Origin of the sequence: Bariatricus sp. HCP28S3_D3 (assembly GCF_052065755.1) — a bacterium.
Classification (GTDB): Bacteria; Bacillota; Clostridia; order Lachnospirales; family Lachnospiraceae; genus Allocoprococcus.
This window is the reverse complement of record NZ_JBQHTK010000010.1, coordinates 1-13,977: the sequence shown is the minus strand read 5'-3', so window position 1 is coordinate 13,977 and position 13,977 is coordinate 1. Positions and strand designations below refer to the sequence as shown.

Genomic DNA, 13,977 nt, shown 5'->3' with positions numbered 1-13,977 from the left:
GGGGGAGGAAAATGACGGGGAGAAGGCGGATATGTTTGGATATGTAACGGCCTATGAGCCGGAACTTAAGGTGAAAGATTTTCGAAAATATAAAGCATACTATTGTGGCCTGTGCCGTTCTTTGAAAGAAAGACACGGGACGCTCGGGCAGCTTACACTGACCTATGATATGACATTTCTGGTTATATTACTGACTTCACTGTATGAGTGTGAAACGAAAGGGAGTATGCATCGATGCAAGGTCCATCCTGCGAAGAAACAGCTCATGCTTCAGAATGAGATTACGGAATATGCTGCGGATATGAATATGATCCTGGCATATTATCATCTGAAGGATGACTGGCAGGATGAAAAAAAAGTGAGTGGTTTTGCGGGAACCTGTGCGCTTCGGCACAAGATGAAGAAGATAGTACGCAAATATCCGAGACAGTGCAGGGCGATACAGCGGGAACTGAAAAATCTTTCCCGCTGCGAAAAAAGCGGAACGATGGAGATTGACAGACCTTCCGGATGCTTTGGGAGAATGATGGCAGAACTCTTCGTTTATAAAAAAGACGGGTGGGAAGACAGGCTCAGGAAAATCGGATTTTACCTTGGAAAATTCATTTACATTATGGATGCCTGGGAGGACCTGGAAAAGGATATGCGGACAAAAAGTTATAATCCACTGAAGGAACTTTCCCAAAAAGAAGATTATGAGGAGCAATGCAGGGAGATGCTCTGTATGATGATCGGAAATTGCACTGCTGAATTTGAGATGCTTCCATGCCTGCTGGATGTAGACATTTTGCGGAATATATTATATGATGGAGTCTGGAATCGTTACAAAAAAATGAAGGATAAGAAAAGTGAGGAACCTAAGTTATGACAAAGAATCCTTATGAAGTGCTTGGTGTATCACCGAGTGCATCGGATGATGAGATAAAAAAGGCATACCGCGAGCTGACAAGAAAATACCATCCGGATGCCAATGTAAATAATCCGTTGGCAGACCTTGCAGAAGAGAAATTCAAAGAGGTTCAGGAAGCTTACGACATCATTATGCGTGAACGTGAGAATCGTGGTAACGGCGGATACGGCGGTTATGGGTATGGAAACAGCAGCTATGGGAACAATGGCAGCTACAGGAACAACAGCAGTCGTGGAAATAACAGCTATGGCGGTCAGGGATATGGATATAATTACGGCTATGGAAATGGCGGCAATCAGGGATATCAGCAGAATCGTTCATCAGGGAGCCAGCAGGATGTGGAATTCCAGGCAGTTTACAATTTTATCAACAACCGCAGATATCAGGATGCACTGAATGTATTGAACAGAATGCCGAGCCGCACTGCTCAGTGGTACTACTTAAGTAGTATGGCAAATGCAGGCGTTGGAAATAATATTCTTGCCAGAAACCATGCAGAGCAGGCTGTCAATATGGAGCCGAACAATCCGCAGTACCGTCAGCTTCTGAATCAGGTAAACTGGAATTCGCAGCGTTATCAGAATAATCCATATGGCGGTGGATATGGAAACCAGAACAGTACCCCGTGCGGTACCGGAAATATGTGCTGTGACCTTTGGATCATGGACACGTTATGTGAATGTATGGGAGGCGACCTTTGCTCATGCATGTAAATGCGAAAAAGATTGCAATTGGCGGACTTTTACTGGCACTTACCGAAGTGTGTATCGCGCTTGGAAGCGTGATTGAGACAAATACATTATTTCTCCTGGCGGCGGCATCTTATTTTGTGGGATTTTTGATCCGGGAGACGGATATAAGAACCGGAGCGGTATTCTATGCGGCAGGTGTTCTTCTTGGGATACTGATCTCACCAAATAAACTGTATGTAATTTCTTATGCTGCCATGGGATTTTATATTCTTGCCATAGAATTGATCTGGAAGCGTATAGGACAATTGCAGGGAGAGCGGAATCGGGCTGCTTTATTCTGGGGAGCCAAATATGTAATTTTCAATCTGCTCTTTTTGCCAATGGTGTTTGGATTCAGGGAAGTTTTTTTTCCGGGAACGGTCACCCCTGCAATGTTGCTTGGAATCGTGGCAGCAGGACAGGCAGGCCTTTTTGTCTATGACAGAGCATATGAATATGCGCAGGCGCAGATCTGGAGCAGAATGAGGAAGATACTGTAAATATGGAAGAACGCAAATTATTAGAATTTCTGTCACTGGCAGAAAAATTAAAATGTAACACCCGTCATTCCTGGACTTCAAGTGGAAGACGCGAAAGTGTGGCAGAGCATACCTACCGGCTGATGGTTTTTGCCTGGCTGGTTAAGGATGAATTTCCCGACTATGATATGAACCGTGTGATGGAACTTTGTCTTTTTCATGATCTGGGAGAAGCAGTGACCGGGGATATTCCTGCATTCATTAAGACGGAGGCGGATGAGAAAACGGAAGAAGAGTCTTTAATGGAAATCACTGGGATGCTCTCGGAAGGGAGAAAAGAGGAGCTGGAAGGGATTTTTCGGGAAGTTCTTCAAAAGGAGACGAAGGAGTCCCGGCTGGTACAGGCTCTTGATAAGCTGGAAGCGGTGATTCAGCATAATGAAGCGTCGATTGATACCTGGCTCCCGCTTGAGTATGATCTGCAGTTTACCTATGGGCAGGACCAGACAAAAGACATCCCATATATGAAAAAGCTTCGGCAGAGAGTTTACAGAGATACACTGGAAAAAATCAGTAGAGAAAGCCATTTTATCGAAAAAACATTTGGTGAGCCGGTTGAAGGTGCGGTATATTATGACCGACCGGGGGCTTATCTGATTGCAACGCACGAAGGGAAGGTGGCTGTCATTCGGACACCGAAAGGATATTTTCTTCCGGGCGGAGGTATAAATGTAGGGGAAACTCATATCGATTGCATTGTGAGAGAATGTATGGAAGAGACGGGATATTCTGTGGTAATTGAGCGGTATGAAGGTTCGGCGGAAATATATGGGATACATGAAAGAATCGGGTATTTTCATCCGATACAATTCTATTATTCGGGGAAGCTGGAAGAGAAAGTTGCAGAGCCGATAGAAAAAGATCATGTGCTGGAATGGCTTCCGTATGAAGAAGCATGTGATAAAATGTTCGTAGAAGCACAAAAATGGATATTGAAAAAACGGAGGATGTAGATTTACTGCATCCTCTTTTTAGATTCATTTTAAAACTGTCCTCTATAAAATAATGAAAATTGTATATTCATTTCATGTCAGTTTTGAGATACTATACATACCAATACGATAGGTTATGAGATAAACGGAGGTAATCAAAATGGACACAAAACGATATGAATTGAATAAACAGCTTGCGCAGATGTTAAAAGGCGGAGTGATTATGGATGTAACGACTCCGGAGCAGGCGAGAATTGCGGAGGAGGCAGGTGCATGTGCTGTTATGGCGCTGGAACGTATTCCGGCGGATATTCGTGCGGCAGGCGGAGTTTCCAGAATGAGCGATCCAAAAATGATCAAAGGAATTCAGGAAGCAGTATCGATTCCTGTCATGGCAAAATGCAGAATCGGACATTTTGTGGAAGCACAGATTCTGGAAGCGATAGAGATTGATTACATCGACGAAAGTGAAGTATTGTCACCGGCAGATGATGTGTATCATATTGACAAGCGTAAATTCAAAGTTCCTTTTGTGTGCGGAGCAAAAGATTTGGGAGAGGCACTCAGAAGAATCAACGAGGGCGCATCTATGATCCGAACAAAAGGAGAACCGGGAACCGGCGATGTTGTTCAGGCTGTAAGACATATGAGAATGATGAACAGCGAAATCGCCAAAGTCGTTTCTATGCGCGAGGACGAGTTGTTTGAGGAAGCAAAGAATCTGAGAGTGCCATATGAATTGATTGAATATGTGCATAATAACAGTCGTCTTCCGGTAGTGAATTTTGCGGCAGGCGGTGTGGCAACTCCTGCAGATGCGGCACTGATGATGCAGCTTGGCGCAGAAGGTGTATTTGTAGGATCCGGTATTTTCAAATCCGGTGATCCGAAAAAACGGGCAGCGGCAATCGTAAAAGCAGTGACAAACTATCAGGACAGCAAAATGTTTGCTGAACTTTCCGAAGACCTTGGCGAGGCCATGGTAGGTATTAACGAACAGGGAATTCAGCTTCTGATGGCAGAGAGGGGCAAGTAGAGTAGAATGAAGATCGGGATACTTGCTGTGCAGGGAGCATTTATAGAGCATAGAAAAAAACTGGAATCGTTGGGAGCCGAATGTGTAGAGCTGCGGCAGAAAAGTGATCTGGAACAGAAATTCTGGCAGAGGTTGACGGAAATATTGTGGCTGTAAAATCTGGAAAACAGTATGGCCTTTCGTTTCATCCGGAACTGGATGAGGATGATCGAATCCATGAGATGTTTTTGAAAGAATGTGAAAATCAATAATAATAGGCCTTTGGTGAGATAAGATTCATCAAAGGCCAAACTTTTTATGGATGCATGCGGCTTCCGCATTTGGGGCAGAAGTCAAAATTTTCATTGGTATGATAACCGCAGTTCGGGCAGTGTCTGCCGGATGAAGACCCCGGGGAAAATATCAGATCATTTTCATTCACCGAGGTTACATTTCCGCGTGCAATTTCCTTGCCCAGTTCGGGAGAAAGTTCGCAGACGGCTCCGCAGCAGTTCATTTTGGCATAGTAATGCCTGTTCCATTTAAAAAGCGGGATAAAGAAAAATGAGAAATAAGAATAGGTCATGATAATCTGAATATGGCCGAATTTCCCGCAGCATTTGCAAAGCATGATCTGGTCAAATGGGAGGACTTTCTGATCCTGTCCGGCACCCATGATAAAAAACATAATCTTCCACCTCCGGTAAGTATGAATATATGCGAATATACTGTTTATTATAGCACACCAACTGAGAGAAGAGGTAATTTTTTCTTGCCGGTTTATTCGTTGGCGTAATTCGTCTGTTCCTCGAGAAAATTAAATGTTTCTTTGTCTTGAAAACACAAAATCAAGTTATTTTTTAATTTCTCTATGAAGTTGGCTTGTGGTTCTTTGAACGTCATATGTTCATAAAGCGGTGAATTGCGGAAACAGAATATATCATCAACCGAGTCCAACATCTGTGACATGATTTCAGCGGAGTTTTTCGCATCCTTCTCAAATGCAGCCAGATCCAGTCGACATGAAATTTCATAGTATTTACCCATTTCAAATAATCTGGCCAGCCCGCTTTGTTTCTCAATCAGCAGGTGGGCTTTTGAACTATCATGTTCCTGTAAGGCAAGCATATACATACCGGTGAGTATTCCGCTTACCACCTGATATTCGGCAAATAGCAATTCTTCATAAGTTTTGTAGGCTTCTTGAATCCGACCTGTTTTTTGATAAATTTCAGCCTGTTTCCGCTTTCGTTCCGGATTCTGCACCGATAAGTACTGTAAATACTTGCCGGCAGTTTCGTATTCTTCTTTGCGCATGTAGAATCCGAACAAAGAGTCTGCAGCATGATATCGTAGAGTCTCATCCTTGCTGCTCAGGACACGTGTATAGCAGCTGCAGATGTAATCATCGTAATCATCGGAATCCGGCAGGCCTTTCAAGAGTCGGTTGGCGTCGAGCATGACGGCCATCTGCCAGATCAGCTGCTCGCAATTCGGGTATAGTTCCAGTTCTTTTTTGATCCATCGGAAAACATCTTCATAATTTTCTTCTTGAAATTTGGTGTTTGCTGTACGAACAAGTTCTTGTATTTCTTCGGAAGAAAGCTCTTCACGATATGAGAGCAGTTCATCTGTTGAAATGCCGAGCAGTCTGGCAATCGGGGCGAGAAGTGTGATATCCGGATAAGAATTTCCATTTTCCCATTTATTGACTGCCGGGGCAGTCACACCAAGACGGTTCGCCATTTCTTCCTGAGTCATATCGGCGGATTTTCTGTATTTACGTATCACTTCACCTATTTGCATAAGCGGTACCTCCTTAGTTTGTATGCATCGGTCTTTGCTTGATTTTAGGATAACAAATTCATGCGGGGTTCACAATTGATTATAAGTTAAATATCAGGAAAAAAACTTAATTGACAGTTATGAATAAAAAACTTGAATTCTGTGCAGCACTGCGCTATAATATAGCCGAAAAGAAAAAGGAATTTCTTCGGGGCAGGGTGCAATTCCCAACCGGCGGTATAGTCCGCGACCCGCGATCGAAAATGAGAGCGGCTGATTTGGTGTAATTCCAAAACCGACAGTAGAGTCTGGATGAGAGAAGAAAATCGGCTGTTTTTAATACAGATAAAAGAGTACGCCCCGGTTAGCAGTAGCCGGGGCTTTTGTATTACGAAAACCGATGATTTCCTAATTAACCAGGAAGATTTTCCTCCTTTTTAACTCAATCGAAAATCTTGCATTAAGAAAAGGAGAGAAAAACATGAGTACAGATGCAATGACAAACACAAAAAATGGTAAGAAAACAAAAGTAAATGTAAAAATGATCGCACAGATCGGTATGCTTGGAGCAATCGCAGTTGTTTTGATGCTGTTCGAAATCCCGCTTCCGTTTGCGCCAAGTTTTTATGAAATCGATTTCAGCGAAGTTCCGGTATTGATCGGAGCCTTTACTATGGGGCCGGTTGCCGGTGTGCTGATTGAGTTGGTGAAGATTTTGCTTAACTTCCTGATCAATGGATCGACAACCGCAGGAGTAGGCGAACTTGCCAATTTCCTGATTGGATGTGCATTCTGCCTTCCGGCTTCCTATATTTACCGCAAATTCCATACAAGAACAGGTGCAATCATCGGAATGCTGACTGGAACCTTGTTTATGACGTTTGCCGGATGTTTTTTAAATGCGTATGTCCTGATTCCGACCTATGCGAAGGCGTTTAATATGCCGATCGATGCACTGGTGGGAATGGGAACTGCGGTAAATGCAAATATTACGAGTCTTTTTACGTTCGTTGTGTTTGCAGTCGCACCATTCAATTTGCTGAAGGGTGTTCTGGTATCGCTGATCGTATTTCTGATTTATAAAAAGATTAGTCCGATTCTGAAAATGGGACGGGAATAAAAGTTTAGTGTGGAAGCAGTGCCTTAAGTGCACTGCTTTCTTTTTCGATTTGATCTTTCAGTTCAAAAATAAGCCGGCATTGCTGGCGGATATCGGCTGAGCGCTCTTCACACTGCTTTTTGATGCGTTCCAGACGTTCATGATACAGGATTACACTGTGGTTGTTTTCCTCCTTCCCTTTCAGCATTTCCTCTTCTAAAAGCGCCTTCTGATACATTTTCTCGACTGTATCCAACTGTTTAAGTAATTCCGGAATCTTCCGAAGATATTCGTTATATACTTCCACGCGCTGACATTCTGTCTGGTTGCTTAATAATAATTCCATAATTGCCTCCATGTGTTTTTGCTGTAAAATATGTAATTTGAAATAGAAATATTTGTGCGATTAATGACAGTATAGAATAAAGTTTTGAAAATGTCCATAATGCTGTGAGCGACGAAGAAGTTGGAACCAACTTGTGCCTTTTTGAAGGAATTGGGATTGTTTCGGAAAAGTCAGTGTGTTATAATCGGAATAACGCAGACGGAAAACAGGATAAAACGTCGGGAGGTAGTGAGATGACGGTTAAATTTGATGTGAAAATGACGGAAAAAGCGATGTATGATTTTATGCTTCATACTACGTATACGAGTCTGAATGGAATAATGGGAGTGATTCTGGGAGGGATTACGCTGTATCTGGGAATCCGACAGACGATGAACGGGGTGTATCCGGCGGCAGCTACATTTTTCTTGATTGCGATATTCTTCTTAGTGGGAACGCCGCTGAATATGAAGGCAAAATCTTCCGAACAGGTTAAAAAATCACCCATGTTCCAGAAGCCGATCACTTATGAATTGACGGAAGAGGGCGTTCAGATTTCTCAGGAAGATCAAAGTACGCTGAACGAATGGGGGAATTTTCAGAAAGCAGTTTCAACAGATACATCTATTATTTTATATGTCACGAAAGTGAGAGCGCTGATTTTTCCAAAAGAAGCATTGGGCGAACAGTATGCGGCAGCTGTGAAGATGATCTCCACGCATATGTCTCCAAGAAAAGTGAAAATACGTCATGTCAGCGCGGATTAACAACAGATTGAAACGGAGAGAAGCAGTATGGTAATAGAGACTAGAAGTGCAAAGGAGACTTTTTTGCTCGGTGAGAAGATAGGGAAAGAAGCCAGAGCCGGTCAGGTATATACATTGATCGGAGATCTGGGTGTCGGGAAAACGGTTTTTACTCAGGGGATGGCAAAAGGGCTTGGAATCAAAGAGCCTGTCAGCAGTCCTACATTTACCATTGTACAGGTATACGAAGAGGGGCGTCTTCCGTTTTATCATTTCGATGTATATCGCATCGGTGATGTTGAGGAGATGGATGAGATTGGTTTTGACGATTATATATATGGTGATGGAGTGAGCCTGATTGAATGGGCAAATTTGATTGAAGAGATTCTGCCTGAGAAACGGACAGAGATCATCATTGAGAAGGATTTGAAAAATGGATTTGAATTCCGCAGGATTACGGTGGAAGAACGATAGAAAAGAGGTTGAATGATGCGGATATTGGCGATTGACAGTTCCGGGCTTGTTGCAACGGTAGCAGTGGTGGAACAAGACGAAAAGGCAGTCGGGAAAACGGTTGCGGAGTATACGATCAATTATAAAAAGACACATTCACAGACGCTTTTGCCGATGTTGGATGAGATTGTGCGCATGACAGAGCTGGAGCTTGGTTCGGTTGACGCGATTGCTGTGGCAGGAGGACCGGGTTCATTTACCGGACTTAGAATAGGCTCGGCAACTGCAAAAGGGCTGGGGCTTGCGCTTGAAAAGCCCCTGATTCATGTGCCGACAGTAGATGCACTTGCATACAACCTGTGTTATACAGATCAGATTGTATGCCCGATCATGGATGCAAGAAGAAATCAGGTGTATACCGGAATTTATGAATTCGAAGATGAAAAACTGAACATAATAGAGCCTCAGATGGCTGTGGGAATTGAAGAACTGGCAGAGAGACTGTGCAGATTTCCAAATGACAGGGGAATCATTTTCCTCGGAGACGGGGTCCCTGTTCATCGTGAAAGATTACAGAATGAGTTGCTTGTTAATTATAAAATTTCTTTTGCGCCTGCTCATATGAATCAGCAAAGGGCGGCAGCGCTTGGAACACTGGCAATGGATTATTATCGAACGGGCAGGGTGGAGACGGCGGCAGAGCATAAGCCTGATTATTTGAGACTTTCGCAGGCAGAGCGCGAAAGAGCGGAACGTGAACTGGCGAAAAAGAACACGGAGAGTAACTGCTAATGGCTGATGAATGGACTTTTAAAGAACTTTCAGCATCGGATACAGACGAAATATACCGGATTGCCCAGTTGGAATATGCTGTATTCCCAGATCCCTGGAGTGAAAAAGAGATAAAAAATACTTTGCAACAGGATCATACTTTTTGTGTTGCGGCAAAGTGCTGTGATATCGTTTTGGGGTATTTCATTTGTTATTTTGTTCTGGATGAATGTGAAGTCGCACGAATTGCAGTTGCGGAAGATGCCAGATGCAGAGGGATTGGCCAGAACCTGTTTGAAAATATGATGGATATCTGCCGAAGAAAAGGACTGGGAAGAATTCTGCTGGATGTCAGAAAGAGCAACCGGACAGCAATTCGCTTTTATGAAAAAAATCATTTTCAGGTGGATGGGATACGCAGGAATTATTATGGAGGAACGGCACCGGAAGATGCGATCCTTATGAGCAGGGATGTGCTGATTTCAAAACTTGCGGAATAAACGAATGTGTCAAGTGGAATTTTTAGCATAAACATGCAGTGGTTTCCGATGGAAAAACGATCATGCTGGCGATATAATGAAAGCGTAATACAGAATACTTCCCGGATATGCCGAGCGAGATGAGCAGGCGGTATTTGAAGGGGATACTATGGAGGAACATGATGCGTCAGTATGAGATTTGTAATGAAAAGAAAAAAGAAATTCGCAGAATTATCTGTAATATGTGTAAAAAAGAAATTGAAGTCATAGATGGAATTGGAAAAGAGGATGTACTGAGTGTTGAAAAACGATGGGGATATTTCTCTGAGAAGGACAATGAGGTGCATCGTTTTGACCTTTGTGAGGCGTGCTACGACAAGCTGGTCGGCTCTTTTGCGATTCCGGTAGAAATAGAATAGGAGAGAACATGTTAGATGTATGTTTGTTGGGAACCGGCGGAATGATGCCGTTGCCATATCGTTGGCTGACGGCCTTGATGATCCGATTTAATGGAAGCCAGCTTTTAATTGATTGCGGCGAAGGCACACAGATTGCGATGAAAGAAAAGGGATGGAGCTTTAAACCAATTGATGTGATATGCTTTACACATTATCACGGTGATCATATCAGCGGCCTTCCGGGACTTCTTCTTACAATGGGAAATGCAGACCGGACAGAGCCACTCACTTTGATTGGGCCAAAAGGGCTCGAAAGAGTGGTGAATTCGCTGAGGGTTATTGCACCGGAACTGCCTTTTGAACTGAAGTTTATTGAAATAACAGAGCCGGAGCAGAGCTTTGAACTCAACGGATACCGCCTCACTGCTTTTCGGGTCAGACATAATGTGATTTGCTATGGTTATACGATAGAAATCGACCGTGCAGGAAAGTTTGATGTTCAGCGGGCTATGGAACAGGAGATTCCGAAAGAATATTGGAAACATTTGCAGAGAGGTGAGAATCTCGAGCTGGAAGGGAGGAAACTGACACCCGATATGGTGCTTGGACCGCCCAGAAAGGGAATCAAACTGACTTATTGTACCGATACTCGTCCTACAGATTCAATCCGACAGCATGCAAAAGGGTCAGATCTGTTCATATGTGAAGGCATGTATGGAGAAAAGGAGAAAGCAGCGAAAGCGGTGGAATACAAACATATGACATTCTATGAAGCTGCGGAAATTGCAAGAGATGCTGAAGTAAAAGAAATGTGGCTGACACATTACAGTCCGTCGCTTACCAGACCGGAAGAATATATGGATGATGTGAGAACTATTTTCCCGCGTGCAATAGCCGGAAAGGACAGAATGACGACGGAATTGGATTTTCCGGAATAAGTAATGGTGCTGTAAAAGATAAATGAATGGATAGTGTAAGGCTACCTGAAAAGAAAGAAGAGAAGCAGATGGAAACAGAAAATAAAGAAATTAAGATTTTGGCAATAGAAAGTTCCTGCGATGAGACTGCAGCTGCGGTCGTAAAAAACGGAAGGGAAGTTCTGTCGAACGTGATTTCGTCCCAGATTGATCTCCATAAATTATATGGAGGAGTTGTACCGGAGATCGCATCCAGAAAACATATTGAGAAGATTAATCAGGTAATAGAGGAAGCATTGTCAGAGGCGAATGTAACGTTGGATGACATTGATGCAATTGGCGTGACATACGGTCCGGGACTCGTCGGGGCGCTTCTTGTCGGTGTCGCAGAAGCAAAAGCGATCGCATATGCGAAAAAACTGCCTTTGATAGGAGTACATCACATCGAAGGGCATATTTCTGCAAACTATATAGAGAATAAAGAACTGGAACCACCCTTTTTATGCCTGGTGGTTTCTGGAGGGCATACGCATCTTGTTTGTGTAAAAGACTATGGTACCTATGAAATCCTCGGACGGACGAGAGACGATGCTGCAGGGGAGGCTTTTGATAAAGTGGCAAGAGCGATTGGCCTGGGATATCCGGGAGGCCCGAAGATTGATAAGCTTTCGAGAGAAGGAAATCCGGATGCGATTCCATTTCCAAGAGCACATATCGAAGATTCGCCGTATGATTTCAGTTTCAGCGGGGTGAAGTCTTCTGTACTTAATTATATAAATGGATGTCAGATGAAAGGAATTGAATACAACCGTGCTGATATTGCGGCGTCTTTCCAGAAAGCAGTTACTGATGTGCTCGTGGGAAATGCTATGCATGCGGTAAAAGAATATGGATTAAATAAACTGGCGATTGCGGGAGGAGTGGCTTCGAACAGCACTCTGCGCACGGCAATGAAGCGGGCATGTGAAGAAAATGGAATTGAATTCTATTACCCATCTCCGATTCTGTGTACGGACAATGCGGCTATGATTGGAGCTGCAGCATATTATGAATATCTCGCAGGAACCAGGCACGGATGGGATCTGAATGCAGTTCCTAATCTGAGACTTGGAGAAAGATAAGGCTTTTTGAACGAAAAAGATATATGGAAATATGATTGTTTCATATTATTCGGTGTGCTAGGAAGCAAATAATGAGAAGGAGCTGGCATGGAACAGGAACACAATACAAAAAAACGCTGTACAGCGATCGTCCTGGCGGCAGGACAGGGTAGCCGTATGGGGACAAAAGTTCAGAAACAATATCTGGAGATTGCGGGAAAGCCTGTGCTTTATTATTCACTCGCTGCTTTCGAAGAATCTGAAATCATCGATGACGTTATTGTGGTTGTCGGTGAAGGACAGACTGAATATTGCCGGAAAGAGATTGTGGAAAAATATAACTTTGACAAAGTGGACTTGATTACTATCGGTGGAAAAGAGCGATATGAATCGGTATATCGTGCACTGCTTGCTATGGACAGGGAAGAAATGAAAGTACCTAATCGGGATGGATATGTATTCATTCATGATGGTGCGCGCCCGTTTGTGGATGAAGGAATTATTGAGAGAACATATGAGGCAGTGCGTAAACATAGGGCGTGTGTGGCGGGAATGCCGTCTAAGGACACAATAAAAGTGGTGGATGCAGACGGATTTGCAAAAGAGACTCCTGACAGAAAAACGCTTTGGCTGGTACAGACACCACAGGTGTTTGAAGCTCCATTGATCAAAGAAGCATATTTTCGATTGATGAAAAAGGAATGTATTCAAGTCACCGACGATGCAATGGTGGTTGAACAAATGCTTGGAATTCCGGTTAAATTGATTGAGGGATCGTATGAGAATATAAAGATTACAACGCCGGAGGATCTGCCTGTGGCAGAAGCTTTCATTAATCGAAAAAATAAATTAAAAAATTTGAAATAAGTTATTGACATTAAAGAAGCAGTTATGCTATAATTCCAATTGTCGCTGATACAGCGAAACAATTTAATAGATGCAGAGGTATCGAAGTGGTCATAACGAGGCGGTCTTGAAAACCGTTTGTCCGAGAGGGCGCGTGGGTTCGAATCCCACCCTCTGCGTTGAGAGAAAAGCACATTTATCTAAAGGATGGATGTGCTTTTTACATTCTTAAAATGATAATTGAATGCAAATTACTTTGTACCCTTTTGGAAAAAGTGCAATGATATTAATAGAATAGTGAATAGACAGAAAATTGCGAAGCAAATCGAGAGATGTAGAATAATTAAAAAATGAAAAAAAATACTGGACAAAATTGCTGAGTTCGTGTATATTATTTCTCGGACGTTTTGGAGAAATACCCAAGAGGCTGAAGGGGCTCCCCTGGAAAGGGAGTAGGTCGTTAATAGCGGCGCGAGGGTTCAAATCCCTCTTTCTCCGTTCGCTTGTAAAGCTGTATGATGTGAAATGTGAAGGATATATTTACATATATTGTGTATGTAAAAATCAAGTCAAAAAAATGTAAAAAAAGTTGAAAAATATACTTGACATTAAACGACACACATGGTATTATACAAAAGCTGACTCGCAAGAGACAAGCAAAACACAAAGAACATTGATAACTAAACAATAGACAACAACCCTGAAAATTCTTTAAGAGATTTTTCAAGAACGGTTGAATCGACAGATTTAACAAACCTAAAAACAGTAAGAAGGAACAGAATTGCCAAGCGATTCTGGACTGGATACAAACACTTTATAACGAGAGTTTGATCCTGGCTCAGGATGAACGCTGGCGGCGTGCCTAACACATGCAAGTCGAACGAAGCACTTTTACTCGATTCTTCGGATGATGGTAATAGTGACTGAGTGG

General features: G+C 43.0%; 19 protein-coding genes, 2 tRNA genes, 1 rRNA gene and 1 riboswitch. Of the genes, 19 read left to right on the top strand and 3 right to left on the bottom strand.

Annotation, left to right across the window (positions count from 1 at the left end):
* Positions 1-31 precede the first annotated feature (31 nt).
* The 7 genes from ACTNB3_RS08530 (at position 32) to ACTNB3_RS08500 (ending at position 4,399) form a co-directional block, all read left to right on the top strand.
* Entirely contained in the window at positions 32-868 is an 837-nt protein-coding gene (locus ACTNB3_RS08530) for a DUF5685 family protein (RefSeq protein ID WP_427806053.1), read from the top strand.
* Positions 865-1,623 (top strand): J domain-containing protein, encoded by a 759-nt coding sequence (locus ACTNB3_RS08525; RefSeq protein WP_441025080.1) that lies wholly within the window; start codon positions 865-867, stop codon positions 1,621-1,623. The genes ACTNB3_RS08530 and ACTNB3_RS08525 overlap by 4 nt, the downstream gene beginning before the upstream one ends.
* Positions 1,614-2,141 carry a hypothetical protein gene (locus ACTNB3_RS08520; RefSeq protein ID WP_427806193.1) on the top strand — a complete coding sequence of 176 codons (528 nt, stop codon included), beginning with the start codon at positions 1,614-1,616 and terminating at the stop codon, positions 2,139-2,141. The genes ACTNB3_RS08525 and ACTNB3_RS08520 overlap by 10 nt, the downstream gene beginning before the upstream one ends.
* Before the next feature lie 2 nt (positions 2,142-2,143).
* Positions 2,144-3,133, top strand: a complete 990-nt coding sequence (locus ACTNB3_RS08515; RefSeq protein WP_441025079.1) for an HD domain-containing protein — start codon at positions 2,144-2,146, stop codon at positions 3,131-3,133.
* A gap of 139 nt (positions 3,134-3,272) precedes the next feature.
* Positions 3,273-4,148, top strand: coding sequence for a pyridoxal 5'-phosphate synthase lyase subunit PdxS (pdxS, locus tag ACTNB3_RS08510; protein WP_441025078.1), 876 nt, complete (start codon positions 3,273-3,275; stop codon positions 4,146-4,148).
* A 6-nt stretch (positions 4,149-4,154) separates the two neighbouring features.
* Positions 4,155-4,304, top strand: coding sequence for a hypothetical protein (locus ACTNB3_RS08505; RefSeq protein WP_441025077.1), 150 nt, complete (start codon positions 4,155-4,157; stop codon positions 4,302-4,304).
* Positions 4,295-4,399: a hypothetical protein gene (locus tag ACTNB3_RS08500; RefSeq protein WP_441025075.1), complete on the top strand. Its 105-nt coding sequence runs from the start codon at positions 4,295-4,297 to the stop codon at positions 4,397-4,399. Before ACTNB3_RS08505 ends, ACTNB3_RS08500 begins: the two co-directional genes overlap by 10 nt.
* A 44-nt stretch (positions 4,400-4,443) precedes the next feature.
* Here the strand turns inward: ACTNB3_RS08500 and ACTNB3_RS08495 are convergent, their stop codons facing one another.
* Entirely contained in the window at positions 4,444-4,815 is a 372-nt protein-coding gene (locus ACTNB3_RS08495) for a zinc ribbon domain-containing protein (RefSeq protein ID WP_427806048.1), read from the bottom strand.
* 92 nt (positions 4,816-4,907) lie between these two features.
* Positions 4,908-5,933: a helix-turn-helix domain-containing protein gene (locus ACTNB3_RS08490; protein WP_427819999.1), complete on the bottom strand. Its 1,026-nt coding sequence runs from the start codon at positions 5,931-5,933 to the stop codon at positions 4,908-4,910.
* Positions 5,934-6,112: 179 nt separating this feature from the next.
* Positions 6,113-6,240, top strand: a riboswitch (FMN riboswitch).
* A 153-nt stretch (positions 6,241-6,393) separates the two neighbouring features.
* On the opposite strand from ACTNB3_RS08490, the gene ACTNB3_RS08485 reads away from it, so the two are divergent.
* Positions 6,394-7,032 (top strand): ECF transporter S component, encoded by a 639-nt coding sequence (locus ACTNB3_RS08485; RefSeq protein ID WP_441025073.1) that lies wholly within the window; start codon positions 6,394-6,396, stop codon positions 7,030-7,032.
* 4 nt (positions 7,033-7,036) lie between these two features.
* Here the strand turns inward: ACTNB3_RS08485 and ACTNB3_RS08480 are convergent, their stop codons facing one another.
* Entirely contained in the window at positions 7,037-7,357 is a 321-nt protein-coding gene (locus tag ACTNB3_RS08480; protein WP_427806045.1) for a hypothetical protein, read from the bottom strand.
* Between the two features lie 233 nt (positions 7,358-7,590).
* Here ACTNB3_RS08480 and ACTNB3_RS08475 point away from each other — a divergent pair, with 233 nt between their 5' ends.
* From ACTNB3_RS08475 to ACTNB3_RS08425, 11 genes are all read left to right on the top strand, one after another.
* Positions 7,591-8,103: a YcxB family protein gene (locus tag ACTNB3_RS08475; protein WP_427819998.1), complete on the top strand. Its 513-nt coding sequence runs from the start codon at positions 7,591-7,593 to the stop codon at positions 8,101-8,103.
* A 27-nt stretch (positions 8,104-8,130) separates the two neighbouring features.
* Positions 8,131-8,556, top strand: coding sequence for a tRNA (adenosine(37)-N6)-threonylcarbamoyltransferase complex ATPase subunit type 1 TsaE (tsaE, locus tag ACTNB3_RS08470; protein ID WP_427806043.1), 426 nt, complete (start codon positions 8,131-8,133; stop codon positions 8,554-8,556).
* A 15-nt stretch (positions 8,557-8,571) separates the two neighbouring features.
* Positions 8,572-9,327, top strand: coding sequence for a tRNA (adenosine(37)-N6)-threonylcarbamoyltransferase complex dimerization subunit type 1 TsaB (gene tsaB / locus ACTNB3_RS08465; RefSeq protein WP_427806192.1), 756 nt, complete (start codon positions 8,572-8,574; stop codon positions 9,325-9,327).
* Positions 9,327-9,806, top strand: coding sequence for a ribosomal protein S18-alanine N-acetyltransferase (gene rimI, locus ACTNB3_RS08460; protein ID WP_441025071.1), 480 nt, complete (start codon positions 9,327-9,329; stop codon positions 9,804-9,806). Before tsaB ends, rimI begins: the two co-directional genes overlap by 1 nt.
* Positions 9,807-9,964: 158 nt before the next feature.
* On the top strand, positions 9,965-10,204 hold the full coding sequence (locus ACTNB3_RS08455; RefSeq protein ID WP_427806041.1) for a hypothetical protein: 240 nt from the start codon (positions 9,965-9,967) through the stop codon (positions 10,202-10,204).
* 8 nt (positions 10,205-10,212) lie between these two features.
* Positions 10,213-11,121, top strand: coding sequence for a ribonuclease Z (locus tag ACTNB3_RS08450; RefSeq protein ID WP_427806040.1), 909 nt, complete (start codon positions 10,213-10,215; stop codon positions 11,119-11,121).
* A gap of 68 nt (positions 11,122-11,189) precedes the next feature.
* Complete coding sequence (gene tsaD, locus ACTNB3_RS08445; RefSeq protein WP_427806191.1) at positions 11,190-12,221, top strand: tRNA (adenosine(37)-N6)-threonylcarbamoyltransferase complex transferase subunit TsaD; 1,032 nt, start codon at positions 11,190-11,192, stop codon at positions 12,219-12,221.
* 87 nt (positions 12,222-12,308) lie between these two features.
* Positions 12,309-13,067 carry a 2-C-methyl-D-erythritol 4-phosphate cytidylyltransferase gene (ispD, locus tag ACTNB3_RS08440; RefSeq protein ID WP_427806039.1) on the top strand — a complete coding sequence of 253 codons (759 nt, stop codon included), beginning with the start codon at positions 12,309-12,311 and terminating at the stop codon, positions 13,065-13,067.
* 72 nt (positions 13,068-13,139) lie between these two features.
* Positions 13,140-13,225: transfer RNA gene (locus tag ACTNB3_RS08435), tRNA-Ser, on the top strand.
* 230 nt (positions 13,226-13,455) lie between these two features.
* Positions 13,456-13,544 (top strand) — tRNA-Ser (locus ACTNB3_RS08430).
* Positions 13,545-13,861: 317 nt separating this feature from the next.
* Positions 13,862-13,977: ribosomal RNA gene (locus tag ACTNB3_RS08425) — 16S ribosomal RNA — on the top strand; the annotation flags it as partial.